Source organism: Inediibacterium massiliense, from assembly GCF_001282725.1.
Lineage (GTDB): Bacteria > Bacillota > Clostridia > Peptostreptococcales > Thermotaleaceae > Anaerophilus > Anaerophilus massiliensis.
This window is the reverse complement of sequence record NZ_LN876587.1, coordinates 1,186,145-1,204,996: the sequence shown is the minus strand read 5'-3', so window position 1 is coordinate 1,204,996 and position 18,852 is coordinate 1,186,145. Positions and strand designations below refer to the sequence as shown.

At 31.1% G+C, this 18,852-nt stretch carries 15 protein-coding genes; all 15 read left to right on the top strand.

Translation table 11 applies throughout. From position 1 onward, the window contains the following. The first annotated feature begins 374 nt into the window (after positions 1–374). Positions 375–887 carry a GNAT family N-acetyltransferase gene (locus BN2409_RS14345; protein ID WP_053957296.1) on the top strand — a complete coding sequence of 171 codons (513 nt, stop codon included), beginning with the start codon at positions 375–377 and terminating at the stop codon, positions 885–887. 1,895 nt (positions 888–2,782) lie between these two features. Further along, complete coding sequence (gene miaB, locus BN2409_RS14330) at positions 2,783–4,216, top strand: tRNA (N6-isopentenyl adenosine(37)-C2)-methylthiotransferase MiaB (RefSeq protein ID WP_053957293.1); 1,434 nt, start codon at positions 2,783–2,785, stop codon at positions 4,214–4,216. 52 nt (positions 4,217–4,268) lie between these two features. Then, the gene (gene mutS, locus BN2409_RS14325) at positions 4,269–6,905 is read left to right on the top strand and encodes a DNA mismatch repair protein MutS (RefSeq protein ID WP_053957292.1); all 2,637 of its coding nucleotides are present in this window, start codon (positions 4,269–4,271) and stop codon (positions 6,903–6,905) included. Positions 6,906–6,918: 13 nt separating this feature from the next. Then, positions 6,919–8,877 carry a DNA mismatch repair endonuclease MutL gene (gene mutL, locus BN2409_RS14320; protein WP_053957291.1) on the top strand — a complete coding sequence of 653 codons (1,959 nt, stop codon included), beginning with the start codon at positions 6,919–6,921 and terminating at the stop codon, positions 8,875–8,877. A 12-nt stretch (positions 8,878–8,889) separates the two neighbouring features. Next, positions 8,890–9,828: a tRNA (adenosine(37)-N6)-dimethylallyltransferase MiaA gene (gene miaA / locus BN2409_RS14315; protein WP_053957290.1), complete on the top strand. Its 939-nt coding sequence runs from the start codon at positions 8,890–8,892 to the stop codon at positions 9,826–9,828. Positions 9,829–9,868: 40 nt separating this feature from the next. Continuing rightward, entirely contained in the window at positions 9,869–10,111 is a 243-nt protein-coding gene (gene hfq, locus BN2409_RS14310; RefSeq protein WP_053957289.1) for an RNA chaperone Hfq, read from the top strand. 65 nt (positions 10,112–10,176) lie between these two features. After that, positions 10,177–11,106 (top strand): stage V sporulation protein K, encoded by a 930-nt coding sequence (gene spoVK / locus BN2409_RS14305; RefSeq protein WP_199873048.1) that lies wholly within the window; start codon positions 10,177–10,179, stop codon positions 11,104–11,106. Beyond that, a complete protein-coding gene (locus BN2409_RS14300; RefSeq protein ID WP_053957288.1) occupies positions 11,103–11,690 on the top strand; it encodes a GTPase domain-containing protein in 588 nt (195 codons plus the stop codon). Before spoVK ends, BN2409_RS14300 begins: the two co-directional genes overlap by 4 nt. Then, the gene (locus BN2409_RS14295; RefSeq protein WP_053957287.1) at positions 11,671–12,246 is read left to right on the top strand and encodes a UbiA prenyltransferase family protein; all 576 of its coding nucleotides are present in this window, start codon (positions 11,671–11,673) and stop codon (positions 12,244–12,246) included. Before BN2409_RS14300 ends, BN2409_RS14295 begins: the two co-directional genes overlap by 20 nt. Further along, positions 12,243–12,395 (top strand): hypothetical protein, encoded by a 153-nt coding sequence (locus BN2409_RS17350; RefSeq protein ID WP_199873047.1) that lies wholly within the window; start codon positions 12,243–12,245, stop codon positions 12,393–12,395. Before BN2409_RS14295 ends, BN2409_RS17350 begins: the two co-directional genes overlap by 4 nt. 52 nt (positions 12,396–12,447) lie before the next feature. Further along, positions 12,448–13,740, top strand: a complete 1,293-nt coding sequence (locus tag BN2409_RS14290; RefSeq protein WP_053957286.1) for a methionine gamma-lyase family protein — start codon at positions 12,448–12,450, stop codon at positions 13,738–13,740. Positions 13,741–14,243: 503 nt separating this feature from the next. Continuing rightward, entirely contained in the window at positions 14,244–15,548 is a 1,305-nt protein-coding gene (locus BN2409_RS14285) for a sensor histidine kinase (RefSeq protein WP_053957285.1), read from the top strand. Further along, the gene (locus tag BN2409_RS14280) at positions 15,538–16,326 is read left to right on the top strand and encodes a response regulator (RefSeq protein WP_199873046.1); all 789 of its coding nucleotides are present in this window, start codon (positions 15,538–15,540) and stop codon (positions 16,324–16,326) included. The genes BN2409_RS14285 and BN2409_RS14280 overlap by 11 nt, the downstream gene beginning before the upstream one ends. Positions 16,327–16,436: 110 nt before the next feature. After that, positions 16,437–17,957, top strand: coding sequence for a Na+/H+ antiporter NhaC (nhaC, locus tag BN2409_RS14275; protein ID WP_053957283.1), 1,521 nt, complete (start codon positions 16,437–16,439; stop codon positions 17,955–17,957). 34 nt (positions 17,958–17,991) lie between these two features. Then, a complete protein-coding gene (locus BN2409_RS14270; RefSeq protein ID WP_053957282.1) occupies positions 17,992–18,405 on the top strand; it encodes a hypothetical protein in 414 nt (137 codons plus the stop codon). Positions 18,406–18,852 lie beyond the last annotated feature (447 nt).

Below are 18,852 nucleotides of genomic sequence, written 5' to 3'. Positions count from 1 at the left end.
ATATACTAAAGATATATTAATAATTTAAAAGAGATAAAATTATGAAATAAATAATACATGATTACTAATGGGAAAAATATAATGTTCTCTGAAAATTGAATAATGTGGTGTTTGAAAATAGAAATATGCATATTTTCTCTGGCTGATAATCTTGTAAATATGTTTTGATTATTATAGAATATAGATGAATCTGTAAGATAATGGTGATAAATTAATAATATTAAGGTTATTAATATTTTAATAAATAAAAAGGAGATATTTTATGTTCAATTTGGGTACATTGGAGCTGGTATCAACAGGGGGGTATATACAAATAAAATAAAAGTATAGCCTCCCACAGATTACTAATTACAATTAATATTGGAGGTTTATATATGAATATAATTATTAGGCAAGAAAAACAAGATGATTGTAAGCAAATATATGATTTAGTAAAGGTTGCATTTCAAACTGCAAAAGTTTCTAATGGTAAGGAACAAGATTTTGTTAACCAATTACGAAGTAGCGATAACTATATTCCTGAACTTGCTTTAGTAGCTGAAGAGAATAATGTATTAATTGGACATATTATGCTAACTAAAAGTTATATCAGTAATAGTGGTTACAAAACAGAAACGCTTTTATTAGCACCTATTTCTGTTGCTTTGGAATATCGTAATAAAGGTGTTGGTTCTAAATTAATAAACAAAAGTTTTGAATTGGCGAAAGATATGGGATATAAATCTATCGTGCTTGTAGGGGATACTGCTTATTATAGCAAATTCGGATTTAAAAAGTCTGTTGACTTTGGGATTAAATATTTGCATGAGATTCCAGAAGAAAATGTTTTGGCTTGTGAATTAGTTAAAGGCGCATTAGATGGAGTAAGTGGAACGATTGATTGCTAGACTTTGTCATGTGAGATTATGAGCATGATCTTTAACTTTTATTAGATAGCTGTATTTCTATTTAGTATAACAATCAAAAAATTAGATAATTTATAAAACACCGTATTATTCAAGACTGAATTTTGCGGTGTTTTATATTTATATGGAAATCTCTAAATTGATAGTTAGTGAGAGAGAAATGACACAATTTACTTAAGCTAATGGAAAGTTATTTGAGGAATTCCAAAGGTATATAAAAGAATTATAACTATTAATATACTTATTAGAGATTCAACATACAAAGTATATTTACCAAATAGTTTATCGTCGTTTGCTTTGGATATAATAAATTTTCTGAATAATATTAAAAAAATAGCTAATACTAATGTACTTTTTAGAAAACTATTTTGTATCCTCATAAACATATAAATTGGAGATAAAGTAATATAGAGGACAAAACTAAGAAATATGTGTTGTATTGAAAATTCAATAATTTTATAAACCTTTGTTAGAAATACTTTATTGATGATTGGATTTACCATGTAAACGTACCTCCATTTATTTAATGGATATCCACTAATGTTAAATTTAAGAACATTATATCAAAAAAGTAATTCTAATACAAAAAAGTACAAAATATAAGGTTAATAAAGTGTATTTTCATAAAATATGGGGATGATTATTAAAAAATCTATGCTGAATTATAAATTATATATATTTATGATTAGAAGATATTTATATTTGCGATAAGTAGGCATATAGCAATTATCATTAGCACATTTATTGTAACTAATATTTTGTTGAGGGCTGAATTTTCAATGATTCTTTGTATGATATCATCAATGTATTTTACCATATATATTGCAATACAATTCAGAAAAACACCAAAAATAAATTGTTGAAAAGAGACAGATAACATATAGATTAACCTCCTTTCATAAATGAAATTTTTACAATCATTGTATAAACCATGTTATTACCTCCCTTAACTAGTAGTAAATATTGCAACAATGGTAAAAATCATCCCCATAAAAGTAATACAGAACGATTAAATATAAAATTGATTAAGATTATATTGTTATTTTAACCATTTGTATGAAATTTATAATATAAGCGAAAAGGGGGAATTTGGACAAAAGATGATTTCAAAAAGTTTTGTGTGTACTACATGAAGCTTTTTTTATGCTTTGATTCTCTCATATCCTAGAAAATAAAGGTACCCTTTAGGATTGCGGACAGATGGAATAGAATGAGAAAAGTTGTTGAATATCAGAAATGAGAACGTTGTATTTAACGGAGGTCTTTAGGTCTACGACATAAGTAAAAATATGAAGAAAGAACAGTACAATAAATAGGTCTATTTAAAATATCAAAAAAAATTGGTTCATAAGCATGTATTGGAAATTCATTTGTTAAATCCTTAAGAAATAAGTAAGGAACAAAAATTAGTATTCCAAGAGATATATCATATTTGAAATTTGAACCGAAAAATTTAATAAGTTTAGTTTTGTAATGATATTTGGTATCTAAAATATGAAGAATTAAGATAGTGAGAAATGCAGAAATAATTGATATTGAATAATTCATGGAATGCACAACCTTTCAGTTTATTTAGGTAAATTATACCAAATATGATAGTAGATATCAAAAAAGCTAAAGGTTAATTAACGAGAAAGGGAGGAGTAGATGAAAGTTTTTAAAATGAATGATTATAATTGGGTTGAAAGTAATTTAACTATGAAAGAAACAAATGGATCATTTTTATTAAATATGAAAAATGATATGCAAAATTTATGACTGAATTGCCAAAACCAATAGTATAACCTTGAATATAATTACATCAAACTGTTATAATATGTTATGATATAAAACAAGCTAAATTTAAAAAGTATGAAGTATGAAGGAGCGATAATTGAATGAGCGAAAGAAAAGAAGTGAATGTTTCTTTGAAGGAAATAGCCCTTCAAAATGAATATATAGAAATGATGAAAATGGAAAATGAGATATTTTTTGAAAAAAATGGACGAAGAAAAAAAGCTATGGTGGTAACCTATGGTTGTCAAATGAATGAGCACGATTCTGAAAAACTATTAGGAATGCTTGACAATATGGGATATGAAGAAACTACTGTTATGGAAGAGACAGATCTAATCATTTATAATACATGCTGTGTAAGAGAAAATGCAGAATTTAAAGTATATGGAAACTTAGGACAACTTAAGCCTTTAAAAAAGAAGAAAAAAGATATGATTATTGTAGTGTGTGGGTGTATGATGCAACAACCTCATGTAGTACAAGCTATCAAGAAGAAATACAATCATGTAGATTTAATATTTGGAACTCATAATCTTCATAAATTCCCTCAATTGCTAACAGAAAAAAAGCAATCTAAAGAAATGTTGGTAGATATATGGGAAGAAGGAGAAATCATAGAAGGAGTTCCTGCGATTAGAAAATATGAATTAAAGGCATTTGTAACTATTATGTATGGATGTAATAACTTCTGTACCTATTGTATTGTACCTTATACAAGAGGAAGAGAAAAAAGCAGAAATCCAGAAGATATTTTAAAAGAAATCAAGGGACTTGCAAAAAACGGTACAAAGGAAATTACACTTTTAGGTCAAAATGTAAATTCATATGGAAAGACTTTAGAAGAAAAAATGGATTTTGCGGATCTTTTATATAAGATCAATGAAATAGATGGAATCGAAAGAATAAGATTTATGACTTCACATCCTAAAGATCTATCTTATAGATTAATAGAAGCAATGAGAGATTGTCATAAAATATGTGAGCATATTCATCTACCTGTTCAATCTGGAAGTACAAATATTTTAAAGAAAATGAATAGGCATTATACAAAAGAAGATTATTTAAAATTAGTAGAAACTATAAAAAGAGAAATTCCAGGTATTGCAATTACTACAGATATGATCGTAGGATTTCCAGGAGAAACAGAAGAAGATTTTGAAGAAACACTAGATTTAGTCAAAAAAGTAGAATATGATGCAGCCTTTACTTTCCTTTATTCCATAAGAAAAGGAACCCCGGCAGAAAAGTATACAGAGCAAGTTTTGGAAAATGTTAAGCATGACCGATTTGATCGATTGTTAAATGTTTTAAATCCTATTGTTGCAAGAAAAAATATGGAGCTTAAAGATAGAATAGTAGAAGTGTTGGTAGAAGGAAAAAGCAAAACGGATGAAACAAAATGGATGGGGCGTACAAGAGAGAGTAAGCTTGTGAATTTTACAGGTCCTGATGATCTAATGGGAAAACTTGTACATGTAAAAATCACAGAACCTAAAACTTTTAGTTTAAATGGTATTTTTGTAGAAGAAAAATAGACATAATAGCCAGGGAAATCCCTGGCTTTATTGTGAAAGAAGGGGGAAGTTTATGACAAAATTAACTCCAATGATGCAGCAATATATGGAATTAAAAGAAAAATATAAAGATTGTATTTTGTTTTTTCGTTTGGGTGATTTTTATGAAATGTTTTTCGAAGATGCATTACTTGCCTCTAAGGAACTAGAAATTACACTGACTGGTAGAGATTGTGGAATGAAAGAGAGAGCTCCTATGTGTGGAGTACCCCATCATTCATCGGAAAGCTATATTGCAAAATTAGTAGATAGAGGTTTTAAGGTAGCCATTTGTGAACAAGTAGAAGATCCCTCACAAGCAAAAGGAATTGTAAAAAGAGATGTTGTAAAAATTATCACACCAGGAACCATTATAGATGCTCATATGTTAGAAGAGAAACAAAATAATTATATCATGTCTATTTACATAGATAAAAATGGAGCAGGAATTGCCTATTCTGACGTTTCAACAGGAGAATTAAAAACAACTCAATTTATAGATGAAAAATTTTTTATAAAGCTTTTAGATGAAATCGTAAAAGTAAATCCTAAAGAAATCATTATCAATACTTTTGATTGTGCTGGGGTCAATATAGAAAAAGAAATTTCTTTGATAACTTCGTCTTATATGAATGAATTTGACAGCTGGGCTTTTGAAAAAAAATATGGAGAACAAAAAATAAAGGATCATTTTAAAGTAGCTTCTTTAGATGGTTTGGGACTAAATCATAAAGACAAAAGCATTTGTGCGACAGGAGCATTGATAGAATATTTACAAGATACACAAAAGAATGCCCTATCTTATATAAATAATATAGAAGTTTATGCAACAGACTCTTTTATGATTTTAGACAAATCTACAAGACGAAATTTAGAACTTACAGAAACTATGAGAGATAAAAAAAGAAGAGGTTCTCTTTTATGGGTACTAGATAAAACGAGCACAGCCATGGGAGCAAGGATGCTCAGAAAATGGATTGAAGAACCTTTAAAAGAGGTTGATTCTATTCGTGCTAGACTAGATGGAGTAAAGTCTCTAAAGGATCATCTAATGATTCGAGAAGAATTAAAAGAAGCATTAAAAAATGTATATGATTTAGAAAGATTGGTAGTAAGAATATCTTATGGAAATGCCAATGCAAGGGACTTGGTAAATTTAAAATCATCATTAGGAGCCCTTCCTAAAATTAAAGATATTTTAAAGGATATAGATGCTTCAATCTTAAGGAAATTGATGAATCAAATGTATCTTGTAGAAGAAGTAAGAGAATTAATTCATAGATCGATTATGGACGAGCCTTCTTTGGCTTTAAAAGAAGGAGGAATCATAAAAGATGGATATGACAAAGAATTAGATGAATTAAGAGATATAGTGAGAAATAGCAAACAGTGGATTGCAAATCTTGAAAATGATCAAAAAAATAGTACGGGAATTAAATCTTTAAAAATAGGGTTTAATAAAGTTTTTGGATACTATCTAGAGGTGACCAAATCAAATCTACATTTAGTTCCAGATTACTTTATTAGAAAACAAACTCTTGCCAATGCAGAAAGATATATTACTCCAGAACTTAAAGAAGTAGAATCCAAAGTATTAGGAGCAGAAGATAAAATTATAGAATTAGAATATGAAATTTTTATTCGTGTGAGAGAGGAAATCAAAAGATTCACAAAAGAAATTCAAGATACAGCTCATGCAGTGGCATCCTTAGATGTATTATTATCCTTTGCTGAGGTAAGTGATCGATTTGGATATGTAAAACCTGTAGTTTCTGACGATTGTGAGATAGAAATTTGTGATGGGCGTCATCCTGTAGTAGAAAGAACTATGGATGTAGATTTGTTTGTAGGAAATGATACTCTATTAGATGGAGAAGAAAATAGATTTTCTATTATTACAGGACCGAATATGGCTGGAAAGTCCACTTATATGAGACAAGTAGCTTTAATCGTTTTAATGGCTCAAATAGGATGCTTTGTTCCTGCACAAAATGCAAAAATAGGAATAGTAGATCGAATTTTTACAAGAGTAGGAGCTTCAGATGATTTGGCACAAGGGCAAAGTACTTTTATGGTAGAGATGAGTGAACTGGCAAATATATTAAATCAGGCTACAAAAAATAGCTTGATTATATTAGATGAGATTGGACGAGGAACAAGTACTTATGATGGTCTTAGTATTGCTTGGGCAGTGGTAGAATATATTAGTTCAAAGGATAAGATAGGAGCCAAAACATTATTTGCTACCCATTATCATGAGCTCACAGAGCTTGAAGGAATATTTGAAGGTGTGAAAAATTACTCTATTTCAGTAAAGGAAAATAACGACGATATTATTTTTTTAAGAAAGATCATTAGAGGAAGCATTGATCAAAGCTATGGAATACAAGTTGCAAAGCTTGCAGGAGTAAGAGATGAAGTCATTGATCGAGCAAAAGAAATTTTAATACAATTAGAAGAAAATGATATTCATCATAAAAAAATAAAAACAGATATAGAAAAAGAAGAAATAAAGACAGAAGTAGTAAAAGAAGAAGATGTACAGCTTAATTTTTTAAATGAAGAAAAAAATTATGTCATAGATGAACTCAAAAAAATTGACATTTTAAATCTTACACCTATGGATGCTATGAACCATTTGTATCGTTTGGTCAAATTAGCAAAAGAGTAAAGGGGAGTAAGGCATGGTAAGAAGAATTTACAAGCTAAAGAAGCATATTGCAAATAAAATTGCAGCTGGTGAGGTTGTGGACAGGCCTTCCTCTGTAGTGAAAGAATTGATGGAAAATGCTATTGATGCAGGAGCTTTAAAAATTACGGTTGAAATCAAAGAAGGAGGAAAAAGCTACATAAGAATTACAGATGATGGAAGTGGGATTCATCCTTCAGATATAGAAGTAGCTTTTGAAAGACATGCTACAAGCAAAATAAGAGATATAGAAGATTTAAACAGAGTCATTTCTTTAGGTTTTAGAGGAGAAGCCTTAGCAAGTATTGTTGCTGTATCTCAGGTAGAACTCATTACAAAGGTAGAAGATTCTTATATAGGGACCCAAATTCAAATTCATGGGGGAGAGGTTATTCACAAAAAAGAAGTGGGTTGTCCAAAGGGAACTACTTTTATTGTAAAAAATTTATTTTATAATGTACCTGCAAGACTTAAATTTTTAAAGTCTAATACCACAGAAACTGCGTACATTAGTGATTTGGTGACCAAATTTTCCCTAGCTTATCCAAACATTTCTTTTCGATTTATTAATAATGGAACCATTGTATTTACTACATCAGGAAATGGAAAAGTAATAGATAATATTTTTAATATATATGGAAAAGAAATTGCTCAAAATATGTTATGTGCAGATGAAAAAGAAAACGGAGTTACCCTCCAAGGATATATTTCAAAACCAAATATATCAAGAGGAAATAAAAAACTACAAGTATTTTTTGTCAATGGAAGGTATGTAAAAAATAAAATGATTAGTGAGGCTATAGAAGAAGCATATAAGACTTTAACTATGGTCAACAGATTTCCTATATGTTTTTTATACCTTCAGGTAGATCCAAATTCTATTGATGTAAACATTCATCCTACAAAAATAGAAATTCGATTTGATGATCCAGAAACGATAAAAAAGTTTATCATAAAAGTCTTAAAGGATGCTTTATTTCATGAAGATTTGATTCCTAAAGTTTCTTTTGAAAAAAAAGTAAAAAAAGAAGAAGGTCATCAAGAAAGGATATTAGATCTTCCTATACAAAAGGAAGAATATAAATTACCTCCTAAAGAGATACCAGTTAAAGAAAATTTTATAAGTCCTATAAGAAAAATAGAGAATACTATAAAAGAAGATATAAAACCAGATATAAAACCAGATGTAAAGGGACATATAAAACCAAATATAAAAGAAGATATAAAGATAGAACCTTCTACAAAATATATAGATGAGCCTGTTGTCATAGAGGATAAGCCTCATTATATTACAAATAATAAAAGCAAAGAAGAATTCCAAGAAGAGTGTATTCAAGTTTCTCAAAACACTGAGCCAAAAGAAAGAAAAATTCATTTAGAAATTAAAAATATTCAAATTATAGGACAGATTTTTAATACTTATTTGATTGGACAAGATGGAGAAAATATGTATTTGATTGATCAACATGCTGCTCATGAAAGAATCATGTATGAATATCTTACAAATCATTATAAAAATCAATCTATTGCAAGTCAAAATCTATTGGTACCTATTGTATTAGAATTATCTTACATAGAATATGAAAGAGTAAAAAATAATATAGATTTTTTTACAAGCTTAGGATTTGATATAGATGAATTTGGAGTGAATACTTTTATGATTCGTTCTGTACCTATGCTATTTGGAGAGCCAGAGGCAAAAAAATTTTTTATGGAAGCACTAGATCACTTAAAAGATTCTATTCAAAATAGTTATGATATGAAGGTAGAGAAAATTATTTCTATGTCTTGTAAAAAAGCCATCAAAGCTCATGACAAACTAGATGCATTAGAAATAGACAGTTTAATGAAACAATTATCAGAGCTTGAGAATCCATATACTTGTCCTCATGGAAGACCTGTTATTGTAAAGATGACACAATATGAAATAGAGAGAAAATTTAAAAGAACATAAAGGAGGAGTATCATGAAAAAACCTCTTTTTATTATGGTTGGCCCTACAGCTGTAGGGAAAACAGAGGTAGCTATAGAACTTGCTAAAAAATTAAATGGAGAAATTATTTCTGCAGATTCCATGCAGGTCTATAAAGGTATGAATATAGGAAGTGCAAAACCCACTTTAGAAGAAAGACAAGGAATTGCTCATTATTTGATGGATGAAATAGATCCTAGAGAAAATTTTTCTGTAGCAGAATTTCAAAAAAGGGCAAAAGAATATATAGATCTTATCTTAAGTAAAAATAAACTACCTATGATTGTAGGAGGAACAGGGCTTTATGTAAATTCTATTATCTATAATATAGATTTTACGAAGACTTGTGGAAATTGGGAATATCGAGAAGCATTAGAAAAAGAAGCAGAAGAATTTGGAAATGAATATTTACATGACAAGTTAGCTCAAAAAGATATGGAAGCTGCAAATAGGATTCATCCTAACAATGTAAAAAGAGTTATAAGAGCCCTAGAAGTTATAGAAAGTGGAGAAAGAATAAAAGATTTTCAATCCAACTTAGTAGAAAATGAAGAATATGACTATGTACTTATAGGACTTATGAGAGATAGAGAAAGATTATATGAAAGAATCAACAAAAGAGTAGATTTGTTGGTTGAGATGGGACTTGTTGATGAAGTAAAGAGATTAGTAGATCTAGGTCTTGATGAAGAAGATATTTCTATGAAAGGCTTAGGGTATAAAGAAGTGATCAAATACTTAAAAAAAGAGTATGATTTAGATGAAGCCATAAGGATTATCAAAAGAGACACTAGAAGATTTGCAAAAAGGCAAATTACTTGGTTTAAAAGATATGATAAAATGAAGTGGTTTTTCATAAATGATAATACTTCAACCTATGAATTAGAAAATGATATTCTAAAATACCTAGAAGGAAAATGGAAGTTTATATAGAATATGTTAAGTAATGACGGAGAGGAGAGGGGTATTATTTATGAAGAATGGAATTAACATACAAGATGTATTTTTAAATCAAGCAAGAAAAGAACGCGTTCCCATTACCGTATATTTGGTAAATGGATTTCAAATAAAAGGAACGGTTAAAGGATTTGATAGTTATACAGTAGTGTTAGATAGTGATGGAAAACAAAATATGGTCTATAAACATGCTATCTCTACTATTACGCCATTAAAATCTATGAATTTAACATTAGGAAAAAAACAAGATGAAGAGTAACGAAAGTTACTCTTTTTTCTATTTTGAGCATATAGTGTTATAGTAATTAGTTTTGGGGTGATAAAATGCATAATAAAGAATATTCCCATGTATTTGAGCTTTTAGAAGAAGGAAAGATTCCAACAGAATATGCCATTCAAAAAATGATACAACAACAAGATGACAAAGAAGATGAAAAAGAATTAGAAGCTTTAATGAAGGAATTAGATAGCTTGATAGGATTAGATAAGGTGAAAAAACTCACAAAAGAATTGCAGGCTTATATCTATATTCAAAAAAAGAGAAAAGAAGAAGGTTTATCAGCAAATTCCTTAGTATTACATATGATTTTTAAAGGAAATCCTGGGACTGGGAAAACTACAGTAGCAAGATTACTGGGAAAAATATTTTCTACTATGGGGGTTTTAGAAAAAGGACATATGATAGAAGTAGAAAGAGCCGATTTGGTAGGAGAATATATAGGTCATACAGCAGTAAAGGTCAGAGATCACATCAGGAAAGCTTTAGGAGGTATTTTGTTTATTGATGAAGCATATTCTTTAGCAAGGGGAGGAGAAAAAGATTTTGGAAAAGAGGCAGTAGATGCATTGGTAAAAGGAATGGAGGACCATAAGGATGATTTTATATTAATTCTTGCAGGATATAAAGAAGAAATGGATAGATTTTTAAAAGTCAATCCAGGGCTTAAATCTAGATTTCCTATTCATATAGATTTTCCAGACTATACTTTGGAAGAACTACTACAGATCGGAGAAATTATGGTTCAAAAAAGACAATATGAATTATCTATGACTGCAAAAGCCAAAATATCTAAAATTATTTCTCAAAAAAGAGTAGAAGATTCTTTAAATAGTGGAAATGCAAGACTTGTAAGGAATATAGTAGAAAGAGCCATAAGAAAGCAAGCAGTAAGGCTTAAAAAATCTAAAACTTTTTCTAGAGAAGATTTAATGATTTTAAAAAGAGAAGATATCACCGAGGAGGATGATGGATGAAAACATGCTTGATCATTGGAAAACCCAATGCTGGCAAAACTTTATTTTTACTAAACTTTGCAGAATATATAGGACTTAAAAAAGTAAAAATTGAACATACAAAGATAAATCATAAGGTGGACACAAAAGAATATGACCTAGAGGAAGCAAAAAAAATCTTATCATCTCCTATTCCATATAAAACCCAATGTTTACAATCTATAAAGCTTGAAATTCACATGATAAAGGGAAAAAAAGAAATCATTATGATGGATAGTAGTGGGTTTACAGATGGAATTCATAAAGATATACAGATTAGAAGAGCCATGGCTCAAACTTTAGAACAAATCCAAAATAGTCATGTGATTTTTCATGTATTTGATCTTACAGATGATCATATTGAAGAGGTAGATGAACAGTTGGCAAAGTATGGAATGACTCAAGGGGGATATGTAATTTTAGGAAATAAAATAGATTTATTAGATAGAAAAGATGAAATCATAAAATTTCAAAGGAAATTTATCAATCACTATGTTATCCCTATCTCAGCCCTTACGAAAGAGGGATTTAGGGAGGTAAAAAGCTATGTTTGTCGTAGGTTATAATACTTTTACAAAAATAGGGGCATGTATCTTATGTGGAGTAGTCATTAAATTATTAGATGATGTGATAGATGAAGAATTAAAAGATATACATACAGGGGCTATCCTTTCTTATGGACTTATTATTTTTTCATTGGCTACAGGGTTCAATACTCATTATTCAGTGACTTTATTAAGCTCAGCTTATATGGTTGGCATGTTTCATGATTTGAATCATTTTTTACCTACAAGATTAAAAGCTTATCAAGAAAATATATTTTTATTTTTGATCAATAGCTTATTATTTTCCTTTTTATTTACTATAACTTCTTTTTTTAGTGTCCTTTTGATTCAATTGATAGATGATTTATGTGATCAAGAATATGATCATAAATATGGTTATAAAAATTTTGCAAATGAATTTGGAAAAATAGAGGTTTTGCTTACATGTTTTATTTTAGGAATAGGACTTATATTATTAGATCCATTAAAGATATTTATCATATTACTAAGCTATTTATGTACTGAGTGGATATATATAAAAATTACAAAGCCTTTAAAGGCAGGTGAACTAAAATGAATTATCTACTATACGTAATGATATTTTTAATAATATTTTTATTAGGCTATGCTATAGGGAGAAGGGTAGGGATCAAAGAAGGATATGAAAAAGGTATTTTATATGCTCCTTTAAAGATAAAAAAAGCAGAATATGATGAAATTGATTGAATAGATGGAATATGTTACAATACAAAAGGACAACTAAGGAGAAGGTGAATTTATGGGAATTTATACAAAAGAATTTTTGAAAAAACACATGAACATTAGTGAAAAAGTAGTAGATCTAGCACAAAAGATAGAAGAAGAAGTGAAAGATCAATTTGAAAAAATTAATGATATCAGAGAACTCAATCAATATAAAGTTCTAAAGGTTATGCAGGATATGAGAGTGAGCGATATGCACTTTCAATGGAATACAGGATATGGATACAATGATCCTGGAAGAGAAAAAATAGAGGAAGTATATGCAGCACTTTTTAAAGCAGAAGATGCTATAGTACGACCTACTATTGTAAATGGAACTCATGCACTTACTTTGTGTTTAACAGGAATATTAAGACCAAATGATGAGATGCTCTCTGTTACAGGAAGACCTTATGATACATTAGAAGAAGTAATAGGAATCAGAGGAGACTACAATGGTTCTTTAAAAGAATTTGGTGTTACATATAAAGAGATTGGATTTTTAGAAGATGGAAGTATAGATATAGAAAAGATGAAACAAAGTATTACCCCTAAAACAAAGATGGTATATATGCAAAGATCTACTGGATATAGCTTTAGAAAAGCTGTACAAATAGAGGATATGAAAAAAGTTGTAGAAGTAGCAAAAAAAATCAATCCAAATATTATTTGTATGGTAGACAATTGCTATGGAGAATTTTTAGATACTATAGAGCCTACAGAGGTAGGGGTAGATATTCTAGCAGGATCTTTAATTAAAAATCCAGGTGGAGGATTGGCTCTTACAGGAGGATATATTGTAGGAAGAAAAGATTTGATTGAAATGATTTCTTATCGTATGACATCTCCTGGAATTGGAAAAGAATGTGGACTGACATTTGGAATGACAAGAAGTATGTTCCAAGGATTATTTTTAGCTCCTCACGTTGTAAGTGAAGCTATAAAGGGAGCAATATTTTGCGCAAAATTATTTGACCATTTAGGATATGAAGTATCTCCAAGTTTTGATGAAAAAAGAAGTGATATTATACAAGCTATCAAGCTTAGAAGTCCAGAAGCTGTAGTTGCATTTTGTGAAGGAATACAAGGAGCAGCTCCAGTAGATGGATTTGTAACTCCTGTTCCTTGGAATATGCCAGGATATGATAGTCCTGTGATTATGGCAGCAGGAGCTTTTGTCCAAGGATCATCTATAGAGCTTAGTGCAGATGCTCCTATCAAAGAACCATATGCTGTTTATTTTCAAGGTGGACTTACTTATGAACATGCTAAGTTTGGAGCATTAAAAGGATTACAATCCCTTATAGATAAAGGATGTATAGAGTTATAGAAGTGTAGTTGTTTAATAAAGTTGTAAAGGAAACTTGCAAAACCAAAAGTGTTTTGCAAGTTTTTTTGTGTTTAAATTTAAGGTAGGAAAAGGGAGTTGAGAGAACTTGAAATATGCAATGATATTAATAGTTATGTTATAATATGGATTAAAGGTGTTGTAGTATAATTTTGGCAAATAAGATTAATTTTTATAATGAGAAGTAAAAAATTAGAATGAAAGTAGTTAAGTATTGAGTAAATATATTTAAGTTTATAATATGATAGGTTGAACCGTACCATAAATAACGACGGATATCATGTGCATATTGATTAAGTAAACATGATATAGTAATATTATAAGTAAAAATAAAATTCCTAGTGGTAGTTATTGTATGCTTATATGGAAGTGAAAAAATGACATATCCATTTTGCGAAAAAGTGGTAATTTCATTAAAATTCACTTGATTTGAAAGAAGGCTAGGCAGAGTTTAAATTGTTTTTGAATAGTATGAGGTGAAGTACGTGAAAGAGACATATTTGCAAAATTATCTTGTTGAAAACTATATACTTATTGCAATAGTAGTGGGTATATATTTTGTTGTTTCCATGAAATCGGCAGTAGATATATCTATAAAAAAACGAATGGTTATAAATATGACACTGCTTTTGATTCTGTCTATAGCGGAGTTCTATATGAATTATCTTAAGGAGCAAGCTATGGTGGGATTGCCCCTCATCATAACAGGTATAACCTATTACTCTCTAAAACCTTTGGTTATGGCTACAGTCATAAATATGGTGGAACCAAAAAATAAATTAATCTATGTTCCCGCCATAGTGAATTTCCTTTTTTACTGCCGTGCATTTTTTAAAAATAATGTATTTTATTTTGGGTCCGATGGAAGCCTTGAACTTGGACTTGTGGGATATACCTTTATTGTTACGGACTGGGTATATTGGGTTATATTCCTTCTTATATTGAATATGGAATTTTATAGAAAAACAGATGTAAATTCTCTTGGAGCTTTCTTCTGTATAGCCTGGCTGATGACTGCCAATATTATGGAATCAATAGGGGTACGAGCAGGAATATTGAACGAAACTTATGCTGTAGCATTTTTGTTTTATTACCTTGTAATACATGTATATATATCACAGCAGGTAAATGAGGAAAAGGAAATGAAGCTGAGGGAGCAAAGAGTATCATTGATGCTTTCACAGATACAGCCTCACTTCTTATACAATACATTAAATACTATCACTGCACTTTGCCGAGCAAATCCGAAGCTTGCAGAGGAAACTACTATAAAATTTTCCAGATATCTTAGGGAAAATATGTATAGTATGGGCGAAAATGACACACATCCTTTTTCTCAGGAGCTGGAGCATACAAATATTTATCTTGATATAGAAAAACTGAGATTTGGGGATAGGGTAAAGGTAGAATATGATATAAAATCAGATGATTTTAATATGCCAATCCTGACGTTGCAGCCAATTGTGGAAAATGCAGTTAAGCACGGAATATGCAAAAAGCTTGAGGGAGGAACAATAAAGATTTCTACAGAAAAGCAGGGGAGAGATCACATTATAACAATTGCAGATAATGGAATAGGCTTTGAAATAGACAAGGCATTAAATGATGGAAAACCTCATGTTGGCATACATAATGTAAATGAACGACTCAAAAGTATGGTTAAGGCAGAAATGGAAATTACAAGTTTTATAGGAATTGGAACAACTGTAAAAATTATTATTCCGGGAGAAAGAAAAAATGTAAGACTGGAGAGTGGTGAACGACGTGAAATACTTAGTATTGGACGATGAGATAATTGCAGCAGAGTATCTTGCAGCATTAATATGTGAAGCTGATGAAAAAGCAGAAGTTGTAACGGCAAATAATCCTCTTCAGTCACTGGAGCTTGCCAAGCAGCAGCAGTTTCATGTGTGCTTTATTGATATACAAATGCCGGGATTAAATGGCATAGAGTTTGCCAACGAGCTTAAGAAATTGTACCCTAAGACTAACTTCATATTTGTGACTGGTTATTCGGATCATATGGGAGAGGCATTTAGACTGGATGCCAGTGACTATATCATGAAGCCAGCAAATGTGGAGCAGATACGTCATGCACTTGAAAATCTTAGATATTCATCTCAGGAGAATCCAGTAGGGGAAGAGGAACGGAGGATACAGATAACCTGCTTTGGAAATTTTGAGATACGTATAGATGGAAAACCTGCAAAATTTAAATTTGATAAGACAAAGGAGCTTCTGGCATATCTTGTTCACAGAAAGGGCGCAAGATGTACTTCAAAGGAAGTAATTGCAACTTTATGGGAGGAAGATGGTCATGATTCGTACTACAGGATGCTCAAAAAAGACTTGCAGGATGTGTTGAACCAGCTTGGATGTGGAAAAATAATATATAGTGAAAGAGGCCAGATTGGACTGTCAAACTTAGAATGTATCCAGTGTGACTACTTTAAATGGGTAGAAAACAGTGTAGAGGGCAGAAGGCTTTATCATGGCGAATATATGGCTCAATATTCTTGGGCTGAAGAGGTTAATGCTTTCATCGAAAGGGAAAAATATCAAAAATAAATATTAAAAAAAATTGACTAATATTCATATTTATTGACACTTCCTTGACGGAGAGAATATTATGATGGAATTGTAATTTGATAAATCATCATATTTTCGGAGGTGTTTTTATGAGTGAAAAAAACAAAACAGTCAGATTGCCTAACAAAGTGGAAGCTCTTATTCCAATTGTTTTTCTTCTGACAGTAATGATCACAAACTATGCACTTGGCTGGGGACTGGATCCTCATATTCCTGTAACTCTTGCATGTGCAGTTGCCATGGTTATTGGAAAACTGTGCGGCTACAACTACAAGGAAATGCTTGCTGCAGGTCTTGAAGCTGTTAATCAGTCCCTTGAAGCAATCATTATCATTCTTCTTGTGGGATGCCTGATTGGTTCATTTACTGCATGTGGAACTATCCCAGCGGTAGTCTATTATGGGCTGAAGCTATTTACACCGTCTATATTCCTTCCATTTGTAACAATTCTTTGTGCAGTTGTAGGTATTGCACTTGGATCAGCATGGACAGTAACAGCAACTCTTGGTATTGCATTTATGGCTATAGGTACAACAATGGGACTAAATCCAGCACTTATTGCAGGTGCTATTCTTTCAGGCGCATGTTGTGGCGATAAATTCTCACCACTTTCAGACTCAACAAATCTGGCTGCTGGTTCTGCACAGACTGGACTTTTTGATCATGTAGCAGCTATGGTAACTACAACTTTCCCAAGTTTAGTTATTGCAACATGTATATTTGCATTTTTCTCACTTTCAGAGGTTCAGAACTATGACCCTACTCTTGCAAATGAGTTATCAGCTGCAATCATTGACCACTATACATATATGAGTCCAATTCTTCTTATTCCTATTTTACTGATTATAGTAGTAGCAGTAATAAAGATGCCAGCTATTCCTTCAGTTGTACTTCTTTCCTTGATTGGATGTGTATTTGCTTTAATTTTCCAGGGTGCTGGAATCTCTGACTGCATCAAAATGTTACACTATGGATATGCAGCTGAATCAGAAAACGCATTGTTTACAAAGCTTGTAAACAGAGGTGGTATGGATAGTATGCTTTGGACTAACAATCTTGTAATAGTTGCGGTTGCTTTTGGTGGTATACTTCAGAAGATTGGTTCAGTAGAATCACTTCTTGGTGGACTTATCAAGAAGGTTAAGACTCCATTCCAGTTAGTTCTTGTTACCCTTACGACTTCAATGTTCTGTATCACAACTATGTGCGACCAGTACTTAGGATTAATCATTCCTTCATCAATGTATAAGAATAACTTTGACGAAATGGGTCTTGGTAGGAACATGCTGTCAAGAACACTTGAAGACGGTGGTACTTTATGGTCACCACTTATCCCTTGGTCATCTTGCGGTGCATACCATTCAGCAGTGCTTGGAGTTCCAACACTGTCATACTTGCCATTTTGCTTCATGAATATCATCAATCCTATTTATGCTATTGCTACTGTAAGCTGGGGTGGAAATATTTTATATGCTGATGGATCAAGAACTAATATGTTTGGTAAGCTAAAAAAAGGTCATGGACCTGCTGGTGCACCTGAAGAAGCACATGAAAAGGCTATGAAAGCGCTTGCAGAAAGAAGAAATGCTGGATTATGTAAGAGCCTATAGAAACAAATCTAGCTAATATAAGAGAGGAGATACTATGGAATATTACGGAATCATGCCGGAACGAAAACTGTGGGTAAAGGTGGCAGTTATCATCTTTGGAGCTTATGCTGTTTATAACGCAGCTGTAAATCATAACTGGTTTTACCTGCCATTTGGAATTATCATGATTCTTGCCACTTTTTCTGACAGAAAACATGTGATTTCACAAGAAGGAGTGGATATTCTGTACACTGTCTGTGGAGTCCAGTTTCATAATATGTGGGACTGGGCCGAAATAAAAACAATTCATACAGATTCAATCAAATCCAGACCAAATGTGGAACTGCATATTGGTAAGGATGTGGTATCTAGAAGGTTTATTTTATCAGTGGATGATGCCGGCGAAGCAATAGATATTGCAGGCAGAATGAATTCAAAGATTTATATCGCAGAAGTGAATCACAAATAGTAAATAATCAAATTCTATAATTTTAAAAGTGCCTGGAGCTTTGGACATCAGGCACTTTTGATTTTATGAATTTAATTCTTCAAATTGGGTAGGAGAAAGATATCCAAGAGCAGAATGAATTCGCTTTGAACATGGACATAAGACCAATAATATAAGTAAGTATACCCAAGGGGGACTTACTTATGAGCATGCTAAGCTTGGAGCACTAAAAGGACTTCAATCCCTTATAGATAAAGGGTGTATAGAGTTATAGAAGTATAGTTGTTAAATAAAGTTGTAGACTGAACTTGCAAAACCGAAAGTGTTTTGCAAGTTTTTTGTGTTTAAATTTAAGGTAGGAAAAGGGAGTTGATGGAACTTGAAATATGCAATGATATTAATAATTATGTTATAATGTGGATTGTAAATATAACATTGATGTTATCGCAATCAAAACCTATATTATAT

Coding starts and splice junctions, on each gene's coding strand:
- BN2409_RS14345 (WP_053957296.1), top strand. CDS start 375: ATGAATATAATTATTAGGCAAGAAAAACAAGATGATTGTAAGCAAATA.
- miaB (WP_053957293.1), top strand. CDS start 2,783: ATGAGCGAAAGAAAAGAAGTGAATGTTTCTTTGAAGGAAATAGCCCTT.
- mutS (WP_053957292.1), top strand. CDS start 4,269: ATGACAAAATTAACTCCAATGATGCAGCAATATATGGAATTAAAAGAA.
- mutL (WP_053957291.1), top strand. CDS start 6,919: ATGGTAAGAAGAATTTACAAGCTAAAGAAGCATATTGCAAATAAAATT.
- miaA (WP_053957290.1), top strand. CDS start 8,890: ATGAAAAAACCTCTTTTTATTATGGTTGGCCCTACAGCTGTAGGGAAA.
- hfq (WP_053957289.1), top strand. CDS start 9,869: ATGAAGAATGGAATTAACATACAAGATGTATTTTTAAATCAAGCAAGA.
- spoVK (WP_199873048.1), top strand. CDS start 10,177: ATGCATAATAAAGAATATTCCCATGTATTTGAGCTTTTAGAAGAAGGA.
- BN2409_RS14300 (WP_053957288.1), top strand. CDS start 11,103: ATGAAAACATGCTTGATCATTGGAAAACCCAATGCTGGCAAAACTTTA.
- BN2409_RS14295 (WP_053957287.1), top strand. CDS start 11,671: ATGTTTGTCGTAGGTTATAATACTTTTACAAAAATAGGGGCATGTATC.
- BN2409_RS17350 (WP_199873047.1), top strand. CDS start 12,243: ATGAATTATCTACTATACGTAATGATATTTTTAATAATATTTTTATTA.
- BN2409_RS14290 (WP_053957286.1), top strand. CDS start 12,448: ATGGGAATTTATACAAAAGAATTTTTGAAAAAACACATGAACATTAGT.
- nhaC (WP_053957283.1), top strand. CDS start 16,437: ATGAGTGAAAAAAACAAAACAGTCAGATTGCCTAACAAAGTGGAAGCT.
- BN2409_RS14270 (WP_053957282.1), top strand. CDS start 17,992: ATGGAATATTACGGAATCATGCCGGAACGAAAACTGTGGGTAAAGGTG.